Raw genomic sequence first — 9795 nt, forward strand, 5'->3', positions numbered from 1 at the left:
CGCTAGGAAAGGTATGTCGAAGGCAGCGTCGCGGTGAGAAACCGGCGTTCCGCGAACTCCTGGGCGTACGGCGCCGGCTCATCGCTCAAAGCGTTGGCGTAGCGCTGTGCGAGTTCGTGACCGGTGGTCGTGCCTGCAAGCCAGCCGTGCCCCGACAACCACTCACCGGAACGGGTCCGTCCGTCGTTGGCCAGAGTGAGTTCCTGCACCTGGAATGTGTCGGAAGTCAACGCGTCACGAACGTCGGCCCATGGCTGGCCGGAGGGGGCCGCGCCGTCGGTGTCGGTGGCGATGGTGCTGCCGAGGGCCGACATTTCGATGACGCGCTCAAAGAGTGCGTCATGGCTCGGACCTGGCAGATGTGAGACGAGTGCCTCGCCCAGCCACGCGGTGGGTAGATCGGGGTCAAAGCCCGCTGCGGTCAGGTCGGGCTGCCATGGCCCACTGAGGAACGTTCCGACCTGTCGGCGTTCGGCACGCGGTTGCGCACCAATCTCGGCGAGCACCTCCTGCTTGAAGCCGAGTAGCTCCGGGTAGTCGACTTCGAAGACCGTGGTGCCATCAGGCCAGTCCAGCCGATAGGCGCGGGTGTCTAGCCCACCCGCTAGCAGCACGACCTGGCGGGCGCCGGAATGTGTTGCGGCCAGCAGGGAGTCATCGTAGTGACGCGTCATCAGTGACCGGCAATGCGCGATGAACGATTTGTGGTCGCTAGTCGGATCCGCAGCAACGGGAGAATCCGCTGGTTGATGGTCGAGGAGTGCCAGCGCATAGGGGTCACCCGATGCCAGTACCAGGTGTTGGGCCAATGTGTCGACAAACAATGGGTTGGCTCGAAGTGACTCTATGGCGCGAGAAGCAGTGAGCGTCAATTGAATCTGTCTGCCGCGGGACATCCGGTACGCCGCCCCCCTTTCCATAGCGTCGTCCTTTGAGGTGGCAAATCAGGATCTGCCAATCAAGATTAGCCGACGGGGAGTGAGGAAACGGGTGTGATGGGCGCGAAAACAAACTCTCCCTCGTCTCGACCGTGGTCGAGACGAGGGAGAGCAGTCAGCTGCGCGTCAGGTTGGCTACAGCGAGCCACCCGCGGCCGGGGGAGCGGTGGGATCGCTTGATTCGACCGAGATCTCGCGTGCGACGAACTCCTCCAGGTCGAAGTAGTTGTCTCCGGCACGTTCGGCCACGGTGAGCAGCGTGTCCATGAGGGCGACCTCTTCCACCTGTTCCTTGAGGAACCACTGCATGAACTGCTCGCCGATGTAGTCGCCCTCGTCCCGGGCGGTGCGGGCCAGCTCGGTGACCTGCTCGGTAACGGTCTGCTCCTGAGCCAGTGCGAGCGCCAGCGGCTCACGCGGCGCGGTGAATCCGTTCGTGACCGCGCCTACGGGCGGGATCTCCACGGAAACGCGCCGGTCGATCAGGTACCGCACGATCATCATGGCGTGATTGCGCTCTTCTACCGCCTGCTTGTAGAAATGCGCGGCGAGCTGCGGAAGATCGGCGTCATCGAAATAAGCGGCAATAGCGATGTATTGCTGCGACGCGGTGAACTCGTGGCCGATCTGGTCGTGGAGAAGCGCGTTGAATTTAGTCTTGGGAGTGTCGTTCACGGACATGAACTCGACAATAGACCAGGTCAGAGGCCTTGTCAGCCAAGGTCAGCCTTAATGAGGTTACCGTCACCTAAGTAATTGCCGAACTTTACGTAAGGTAATTGGCGGATTCTTAACTTAGCCAAAGTTAATTTCCGTGCAACAACAATTGGAAATCGTCGTGCACAAAATTGATCAGAGTGCGCCCCCGGCGGCAGAGGGTGCCGTTGGGTCCTGTCCGATGGGGCGGTTGAGCTCGCGCGCCACGAAGTTCTCCAGATCGAACAGGTCATGATCGGCACGATCGACAACCGTCAGCAGCGTGTCCATGGCGGCGACCTCTTCCACCTGTTCCTTGAGGAACCACTGCATGAATTGCTCGCCGTAGTAGTCGCCCGACGTGCGAGCCGCACGGGCGAGCGCGGTGATCTGGTCGGTGACGCGCTTCTCCTGTTCGAGCGCCAGGGCGATGGGTGCGCGCGCATCGGCGAATTCGTTCACGACACCATCAACACCGGGGATCGAGACGTCCACGTTCTTGTCGATCAAGTAGCGGATGATCATCATCGCGTGATTGCGCTCTTCGACCGCCTGCGCGTAGAAGCGCTTGGCCAGCTGCGGCAGATCGGCATCGTCGTAGTAGACCGCGATCGCGATGTACTGCTGGGAGGCCGTGAACTCGTTGCCGATTTGGTCCCGCAGCAGTTCGAGGAACGGTGAAGATGCACGCGCATGGAGGTCGGTGGTAGCCACACCGAAAAGCCTAGTGCGTCAAGGGGTCGGTGTGGCCGGGTCGGGCAAGAGGTCTGCGGGAACCTGCTGACCGGTGCGCAGGGCCTCGAAAAGCCGCGCCGAGGCATCCTCATCCCAGGTGACGATGTCCCCCGCCCAGTTCGACGAGAACGAGCCGATGGGCATTGTCAGGTTTTGTGTAGAGCCGGCTAGGGCCAGGCCCAGTTGAGCCAGATTCCAACTGTGATCGCCCTGCGCGATGGTGATGGAATCGGCGGTAGACGTGGCGAGCGGATACCACCTGAATGGGTTGGCCCACACCGCTGGACTGCTCACGCGGTGAAGAAGCGCGGCCATGAAGACCCGCTGATGTGTCATGCGGTCCAGGTCTGCGCGAGGTGTGGCCCTGCTGCGCACGTATCCAAGTGCCTTGGGCCCGTTGAGTATCTGACACTCGGCGGCCAGGTTGACTCCGGCTAGGGGGTCGTCGATCGGCTCGTCGAGACACATCGAGACACCGCCGACGGCATCGACCACCGAGGCGAATCCACCGAATCCGATTTCGGCGTAGTGGTCGATGCGTAGGCCGGTGGCCTGTTCGACGGTTTGGGTGAGCAGAGCCGCTCCGCCCAGCGTGAAGGCGGCGTTGATCTTGTCGCTTCCGTATCCGGGAATGGGAACGTACGAATCGCGGGGGAGGGACACCGTGGTGGCGGGCCCACCGTCGTAAAAGGCCGGTATGTGCACCACGAGGATGGTGTCGGTACGGCCATCGCCGGTGTCGCCGCCGGTAGAGAGCTCCGCCTCCTGTTCGGGGCTGAGGGCTTGCCGGCTGTCGGAGCCGACCAGAAGCCAATTTGTTCCGCTGCCGGGCAAGGGTCGTTCCGGATAGTCGGTGAGCGCATCCACGCGGTGCAACCGCCCGTCGATCCAGAACGCCGTGCCGACGATGGTGCAGAACCCGACGAGAACAAGGGTCACTGCGAGAAGAAGAGTGCGCCGCATCCAGGTGCCCCACCGTCTCGCACGGCGCGGCCGTGACGGCGGCGGGGGCGGAGGTGGTTTGGCCGGCGGTGCCGGCCGGCGGGGTCGCACATCACGTGAGGACGGACGCGGTGGCGGGGGCTGTTCGCGGCGCGGCGGCGGTGGTCCCTGTCGACGCGGCGGGGTGCGGGCCGGTGGAGGCGGCGGCTGTTGCGGATATCGCCGGATGACCTCGCTGTCCTCCCGCCCGTCCCGTCGGTGGGGGCGCCGTCCACGGAACGGGATGGTGGGCTCGGTCATCGTGCGCATCCCATGAGATGAGGCTAATGGAGCCAGCTCAGGTGATCCCGGAGCAACGCGAACCCGACGAAGGCCACGGTGTCGATCACGCCATGGGCGACGACCAGCGGCCATAGTCGTCCGGTCCGCTGCCAGACGTATCCGAAGACCAGACCCATCACCAGATTTCCGATACCGGCCGAGATGCCTTGATACAGGTGGTAGCAACCTCGCAGCAGTGCCGAGGACGCGATGGCGGTCACCGTTCCGTAGCCCAGCTGCCGCAGTCGGGTCTGCAGATAGGCCACGACCACCACTTCCTCGGCCCAACCGTTCGCGAAGGCGGACAGCACCAGCACCGGTATGCGCCACCAGGTGTCGTCGAGTGCGGCCGGAATGACCTGAACGCTCAAGCCCATCCAGCGCGCGCCGACGTACAACGCCAGGCCCGGAAGACCGATGAGCGCCGCCAATCCGAGCGCCCCCAGGCCATCGGTATGCGAGCACCAGCGACCGAGCCCGATCGATGACAGACCGAATCCGCTGCGCCACAGTAGATACACTGCGAGTGCGCCCCACGCGATCAACCGGGTGATCGACACGAGATTCAATCCGAGGTCGATCAGGCTCAGCTCGGCGCGGCGGGGATTGAGGGCGACGGTCTGGCCGGACAGTCCCATGATGACGGCAGATGTGAACTGCAGAAGGGCGCTCACAGCGCTCATCCCGAAGCTGATGGCGAGCACGATCCCCATCTCGATGCGGATTGTGCGCGCTGACATGTCCGATTCGGCCACGGCGCTCATTGTGGCTGGTATTGGTAGAAGAGTGTCCGATGTGGTGAGCGCGTTGCGCTATGTGGCATCGCCCGATGGAGTGCGGCTGAGCCTGACCGTGTCCGGCGAGGGGCCACCGCTCGTCATGGTGCACGGAGCCATGGATTCGGGGGCGACCTGGTCTGATGTCGCCACCGAGCTGCAACGGGACTTCACCTGTTTTCTCATCGACCGGCGTGGACACGGCGCGAGCACCGACGCGGCAGAGCACAGCCTGGCGCGTGAGGCCGATGACGTCATCGCGGTGGCCGCGGAGGCCGGGCCCGATGCGGTGATACTCGGCCATTCGTTCGGAGCCGTTGTCGTCTTAGAGGCGTTACGTCGCGGACTTGATGTGGCTGCCGTCGTCCTCTACGAGCCGCCGCTTCCGGTGTCGGAGAGCGTGGCGTTGGCGAATCGGGAAGGCAGCGAGGCTGTCCGGGCGCGTTCGGTGACGGTGTCGCGGGAGTTTCACGCGCTGGAAAAGTGCGCGGAGGTGCTCGATGAATACACCCGAGCGGTCATCCCAATGCTGCTTTTGGAGGGGGCCAACTCGCCGATACAGTTCCGCGAGCCAGTGGGCTACTTGGCGCGGCGGGTGCCCGGTGTGCGAGTCAAAGAGCTTGTCGGACAGGACCATTTCGCGCACCGAACTGCTCCGGCAATGTTCGCCGGGGTGTTGCGCGAGCTGTTGCTGGGTTAGATCTTTCTCGCGCGCAGTCCGTTGAGGAAGGGGCAGCCGGCGAGGATACGCAGCGCTTGGCTCAGTCCGGCGGTGTCGTTGACGGGTTCGTTGAACGGCAGTCTGACGTCGTGGTCGCCGGCCTCTCCCTCCACGCGCAGTTGGATGCCGTAGCGGTCGATGCCGAGCAGCCGCACCTCACCGTGCTGCAGGCTCAGCGGAAGGCGCCGCGCCAGCCGCTCGACCAGATCGCGGTGGTCGTTGTCGATATGTGAGAGCCACCCGGCCTCGAGTGCGCAGAAGGGATCGGGGCGCGCGCCGAGCAGCGCGGAGACATCGACCGATTCGGCGCCGGTCGAATCGGCGACAACGACGGACTCCACGGTCAGGCACAGCAGAATAGAGCCGGGTTCGGTGCGAAGCCGCATATCGGTGCGGATGTCCAGGAGTGCCGGATCGGGTGTGCGGCTGGCGATGACGTCGACGATGCCGCGGGCCTCCCGATCGGTGGCGGCCACGACGTTGCCGCGTACCCAGACCAGGGATCTGACCGGTTCGCGCAGCGGTAGCGGGGCCTGGTCTGTCAGTTCCAGGAGTGCCGGCATGCCGTTCGGCCCCGCGGAGACCACTGTCGCAGCGATCGCGCTGTCGGCGGGGACCGCGACGGCGAAGGTTCCGTCGTCGAACAGGTGGTGCAGCGAGGTTCCGACCACATCGGCTCCGGCGATGGCGAGAGTGGAGCTTGCGGCGCGGGCACATGCCGAGCGCACGCGCTCTGCGGTGGTGGGCGGTGCTGCGGTCATGGCGACCCTTTCCTTGTGAACCCTGTCGTATCAACCAACTGAGGTAAGCCTAAGTTAACAATGGACCGTGGAGAGTGCAAGGGACACCTGTGCTGTCGACTGTGTCGGGGGTTCGCCGGGCGATGGAACGCCTAAGGTTTGGAGTGTGCAGCGCATCACGTATTTGGGGCCGGAGGGAACGTTTTCCGAGGCCGCGCTGATCAAGCTGCGGACGACGGGGCGGATTCCAGGCTTGCCCGAGGTGGAGCCGGTGTCGGTGGCCAGCGCGCGCGACGCATTGGTGCAGGTCCAGAAGGGGGACGCGACGTACGCGTGCGTTCCGATCGAGAGCTCACTCGAAGGCCCGGTGGTACCGACGCTGGACACCCTCGCGGTGGGTACTCCGCTGCAGATTTTCGCCGAGGCGGTGTTGCCGGTGTCCTTCACGATCGCGGTGCGGCCGGGCACCTCCGCGCAGGACGTGAAGACCGTCGCCGGTTTCCCGATCGCCGTCGCTCAGGTACGCGAGTGGCTGGCGGAGAACTTGCCGAACGCCGAGCTGGTCGCCGCCAACTCGAACGCTGCCGCGGCCGAGGATGTGAAGGCGCAGCGGGCCGATGCGGGAGTGTGTACAGAATGGGCCGCGCAGCGCCTGGGTCTGAATGCCCTGGCCAGCGGTGTCGTGGACGAAGCGCATGCGCACACCCGTTTCGTCCTGGTGGGTCAACCCGGGCCGCCGCCACCGGCCACGGGTTCCGATCGCACTTCGGTGGTGCTCGGGCTGGGGAACGTACCCGGTGCCCTCGCTGCCGCCATGAACGAGTTTGCGATCCGGGACATCGATCTTACCCGTATCGAGTCCCGCCCCACCCGGACCGGGCTAGGTACGTATCGCTTTTTCCTGGACTGTGTCGGGCATATCGACGATGTCGCGGTGGGTGAGGCACTCAAGGGACTGCATCGTCGTTGTGAGGATGTGCGGTATTTGGGATCGTGGCCACGAGAGACGACGGCACCCGACGGCGCCAACCCACCGGTGTTGGACGAGGCGTCGGGATGGCTGGCCGAAACGCGGGAAGGGAAGCTGCGATGAGTGGGCGCCTTGTCCTGGTCCGGCACGGACAGTCCTATGGAAACGTCGAACGCCGATTGGACACCAAACCGCCCGGTGCGGCGCTGACCGAACTCGGCTTACAGCAGGCACGCTTGTTCGCCAGACAGTACGAGGAGCATGCCCCCGCAGCACTGGTGCATTCGGTGGCGGTGCGCGCCGTTCAGACCGCCGGTCAGATCGCGGAACACCTTGGTGTGGAAGCACTTCAGCTAGACGGTTTGCACGAGGTACAGGCCGGGGAGCTGGAAGACCACACCGGCCTGGACTCGTTCGAGGTTTTTGACCGCACCTATGAGCGTTGGCATTTCGGTGATTTCGGAGCTCGGTTGCCCGGCGGCGAATCCGCTCAGGATGTGTTCGACAGGTACCTGCCCGTGGTGGCCGAACTGCGACTGCGGCACTTGGAAAACGATGCGTCGACCGGCGATGTGGTGGTGGTGAGCCATGGCGCGGCGATTCGCCTGGTCGCGGCCACACTGGCCGGGGTGGATCCCGGCTTTGCGGTGAACCGGCATCTGCGCAACGCGGAAGCGGTTGTGCTGGCGCCGATTACCGATGGGCGATGGAGCTGCGTGCACTGGGGTGACGCGGTGGCGCCATTTCCGCATCAGGAGGCTGCCAGCGCAGAGGAACTGGCGCAGTCGGCCGACCCGATGGGCTAACCGGCTAGTTGTATCTCGCCTTCACAACCACATTGTGCGGCAATGCAATCGATAACCAGGCTGTGTCGAAGTAGATGGAGTCCGTCGCAATCGCGATCTGTGCACTCGGCGTGGCGAGTGGAATGCACGATGAGAGTGCCGTGGCAGTGATCGATGTCCTGGACGCAGTCACGGCATGCCACACCGCAGCTGATGGCGCGGCGCCACTCCGGTGATTTCTTCATACCGGTGTTGTAGCACCGTATGCCGACAAGCCGTCGTAACCGAGCGGGTGTAAGAGCCCTTTTCCATATTTATATTGCAATGCAATCTGAATATCGATACTATTCGAAATGGTTAGGGCCAGACACGTCACATTGCGATGCAAGGGAGTTGGACTATGGGCAGCCTGCGAGACGACCCGAGATATGCGGGAACGGTTGAGGAGCGTCGCAGGCGTGACCGGCGGTACGACTTCCTGCTGAAGCTGCACGGTAAGAACGGCAAGAAGGCGCTGCAGATCGCGGAGGCTCCTCGTCAGGACGACGGCTACTTCGGACTCGACTCGCTCAGTTTCAAGGTCTACGAAAACGTCATGATCGCCGGGATGGGGGCACTGTCCGGGCTGTTCATTTCCACAAGCGATCCTGATGGTGCCTACGGTGTCGGGCAGCACACCACCTACTACTACGACGTCGTGGGCCGGATCCGGCGGAGCCTGCTGTTCTTCGCCGGTGCCGTCGCAGGAGACACCGACATGGCGGTGAAGGTCGGCCGGGATCTGTTCCGCAAGCATTCGCATGTCAACGGCGAGGTGCCGTCGACGGGTGAGCTGTACCGTGCGAACCACGTTGAGACGCTGAAGTTCACGTATGTGGTGGGCTGGCCGCACCTGTGGCGTGCCTACAAGCAGTTCGGCGATCCGAACGCGACGTACGAGGACGAGTGCCAGTTCTACAAGGAGCAGGTAAAGGTCTGCGAGTTGATGGGCATGCCGGCGGGCGAGCTGCCCGATACCCCGGAGGCCGTGGAGGCCTGGGTTCAGAACGCGGAGAAGAACCTGATGGCGATCACCCGGCCGGCGCAGGAACTCTATGATTTCCTGCTCCATAATCCTTGGACGCCGTTGTACCCCAACGCGATCATGGGCGTAGGGGTCAAGCTGGCGATCTGGGCCGCGATTCCGTTGCTCACCCCGTATGTGCGGGAGATCTGTGATCTGGAAACGATGCGGGTACGGCCTGCCATCGGCACGTTCGCGATCAAGGGGGCGGTGCGTGCGCTGCGTAATCCGATTGTCGAAAAGCTGATTCTGCCCTGGTTCGGATACGAGATGTGGGGTTATATGCACAACGCGATCCGGCATGCACCGGACACCGGGCCGGTGCCTTTCGATCATGAAGTGGGCCTGAAACTGCAGCAGGGCAAGGGTGGAACGCTTGAGGCCAGTGCCTGCCCAATGCACGCACTGGCCATGGCGACGCAACCACAGCCGGCGGAGGCGACGGTATGACGCGCATCGACATCATGGCCAATGAGCGGCTTCTCGATGATCGCCATCATCTGCATGAGTTCCAGGAGCTGTGGGCCGACGGTCCGGTGGCGTTCGTCTTCCTGCGTCAATTTGGCAGCGCCTTCGCGCTTCGGCAGGCCCAATCGCTCAACCACTACCACGATGAGATCGTCGCTGCGGGAGCGAAAGTCGTCTTCATCGGATTGGGCACGTCCATTCAGGGCTTCACCTTCCGTAAGCGCAGCCAGACGCGGTCCCTGGTGCTGACGACTCATGACCGGACCTTGTACCGGACGATGGGACTCTGGCGGTACCGACGAGGAACGATCGGGCTCTCGAACCTCGCATCGTGGCTCGAGCTCATGCGTGAGGGTGTGTATCCGTATCAACGAACCGGCGACCTCTACCAGCTGGGTGGTGTCTTCGTCGCAACGGCCGGCGGTCGCGAAGTCACCTGGGATTTCCGGGCGCGTAAGGCCTCGGATATCGCCCCCGCCGCAGAGATCGCCAGGGCACTGGTCCAGGCGTCGATGCGAAGCCCTGTTGGCGTAATGACGTAGCGATACGGTTCGCTATGTCCCGGGCAACGACCCTCGAGCCGGCCGCAGCAGATCGATATAATGCGAGCCGACCGGCTCCGGCTGGGAGACGGACAGCG

At 63.8% G+C, this 9795-nt stretch carries 12 protein-coding genes; 5 read left to right on the plus strand and 7 right to left on the minus strand.

Annotation, left to right across the window (positions count from 1 at the left end; genetic code table 11):
* Positions 1–2: 2 nt before the first annotated feature.
* From BB28_RS00610 to BB28_RS00630, 5 genes are all read right to left on the minus strand, one after another.
* The gene (locus BB28_RS00610) at positions 3–896 is read right to left on the minus strand and encodes an SAM-dependent methyltransferase (protein ID WP_046255418.1); all 894 of its coding nucleotides are present in this window, start codon (positions 894–896) and stop codon (positions 3–5) included.
* Positions 897–1073: 177 nt separating this feature from the next.
* On the minus strand, positions 1074–1619 hold the full coding sequence (locus BB28_RS00615) for a ferritin (protein WP_046252099.1): 546 nt from the start codon (positions 1617–1619) through the stop codon (positions 1074–1076).
* Positions 1620–1790: 171 nt separating this feature from the next.
* Positions 1791–2348 (minus strand): ferritin, encoded by a 558-nt coding sequence (locus BB28_RS00620; RefSeq protein WP_046252100.1) that lies wholly within the window; start codon positions 2346–2348, stop codon positions 1791–1793.
* 18 nt (positions 2349–2366) lie between these two features.
* Positions 2367–3308, minus strand: coding sequence for an LCP family protein (locus BB28_RS00625; RefSeq protein WP_075874118.1), 942 nt, complete (start codon positions 3306–3308; stop codon positions 2367–2369).
* A gap of 326 nt (positions 3309–3634) precedes the next feature.
* Positions 3635–4396, minus strand: coding sequence for a CPBP family intramembrane glutamic endopeptidase (locus BB28_RS00630; protein WP_046252103.1), 762 nt, complete (start codon positions 4394–4396; stop codon positions 3635–3637).
* A 22-nt stretch (positions 4397–4418) separates the two neighbouring features.
* Here BB28_RS00630 and BB28_RS00635 point away from each other — a divergent pair, with 22 nt between their 5' ends.
* Entirely contained in the window at positions 4419–5108 is a 690-nt protein-coding gene (locus BB28_RS00635) for an alpha/beta fold hydrolase (RefSeq protein WP_046252104.1), read from the plus strand.
* Here BB28_RS00635 and BB28_RS00640 read toward each other — a convergent pair.
* Positions 5105–5890: a DUF2470 domain-containing protein gene (locus BB28_RS00640; protein ID WP_046252106.1), complete on the minus strand. Its 786-nt coding sequence runs from the start codon at positions 5888–5890 to the stop codon at positions 5105–5107. The genes BB28_RS00635 and BB28_RS00640 overlap by 4 nt on opposite strands.
* Positions 5891–6035: 145 nt before the next feature.
* Here BB28_RS00640 and pheA point away from each other — a divergent pair, with 145 nt between their 5' ends.
* Together pheA and BB28_RS00650 are read left to right on the plus strand one after the other, a co-directional pair.
* Positions 6036–6962, plus strand: a complete 927-nt coding sequence (pheA, locus tag BB28_RS00645; RefSeq protein WP_046252107.1) for a prephenate dehydratase — start codon at positions 6036–6038, stop codon at positions 6960–6962.
* Positions 6959–7645, plus strand: coding sequence for a histidine phosphatase family protein (locus BB28_RS00650; protein ID WP_046252109.1), 687 nt, complete (start codon positions 6959–6961; stop codon positions 7643–7645). The genes pheA and BB28_RS00650 overlap by 4 nt, the downstream gene beginning before the upstream one ends.
* Here the strand turns inward: BB28_RS00650 and BB28_RS25290 are convergent.
* Positions 7642–7869, minus strand: coding sequence for a hypothetical protein (locus tag BB28_RS25290; protein WP_075874117.1), 228 nt, complete (start codon positions 7867–7869; stop codon positions 7642–7644). The two genes, BB28_RS00650 and BB28_RS25290, sit on opposite strands and share 4 nt — an antisense overlap.
* Before the next feature lie 155 nt (positions 7870–8024).
* On the opposite strand from BB28_RS25290, the gene BB28_RS00660 reads away from it, so the two are divergent.
* Positions 8025–9137, plus strand: a complete 1113-nt coding sequence (locus BB28_RS00660) for an oxygenase MpaB family protein (RefSeq protein ID WP_046252110.1) — start codon at positions 8025–8027, stop codon at positions 9135–9137.
* On the plus strand, positions 9134–9697 hold the full coding sequence (locus tag BB28_RS00665) for a peroxiredoxin-like family protein (RefSeq protein WP_046252112.1): 564 nt from the start codon (positions 9134–9136) through the stop codon (positions 9695–9697). Before BB28_RS00660 ends, BB28_RS00665 begins: the two co-directional genes overlap by 4 nt.
* Positions 9698–9795: the final 98 nt, after the last annotated feature.

The sequence above is a fragment of the Mycobacteroides chelonae CCUG 47445 genome (genome assembly GCF_001632805.1).
GTDB classification, from domain to species: domain Bacteria; phylum Actinomycetota; class Actinomycetes; order Mycobacteriales; family Mycobacteriaceae; genus Mycobacterium; species Mycobacterium chelonae.

Coding starts and splice junctions, on each gene's coding strand:
- BB28_RS00610 (WP_046255418.1), bottom strand. CDS start 896: ATGTCCCGCGGCAGACAGATTCAATTGACGCTCACTGCTTCTCGCGCC.
- BB28_RS00615 (WP_046252099.1), bottom strand. CDS start 1,619: ATGTCCGTGAACGACACTCCCAAGACTAAATTCAACGCGCTTCTCCAC.
- BB28_RS00630 (WP_046252103.1), bottom strand. CDS start 4,396: ATGAGCGCCGTGGCCGAATCGGACATGTCAGCGCGCACAATCCGCATC.
- BB28_RS00640 (WP_046252106.1), bottom strand. CDS start 5,890: ATGACCGCAGCACCGCCCACCACCGCAGAGCGCGTGCGCTCGGCATGT.
- BB28_RS00650 (WP_046252109.1), top strand. CDS start 6,959: ATGAGTGGGCGCCTTGTCCTGGTCCGGCACGGACAGTCCTATGGAAAC.
- BB28_RS25290 (WP_075874117.1), bottom strand. CDS start 7,869: ATGAAGAAATCACCGGAGTGGCGCCGCGCCATCAGCTGCGGTGTGGCA.
- BB28_RS00660 (WP_046252110.1), top strand. CDS start 8,025: ATGGGCAGCCTGCGAGACGACCCGAGATATGCGGGAACGGTTGAGGAG.
- BB28_RS00665 (WP_046252112.1), top strand. CDS start 9,134: ATGACGCGCATCGACATCATGGCCAATGAGCGGCTTCTCGATGATCGC.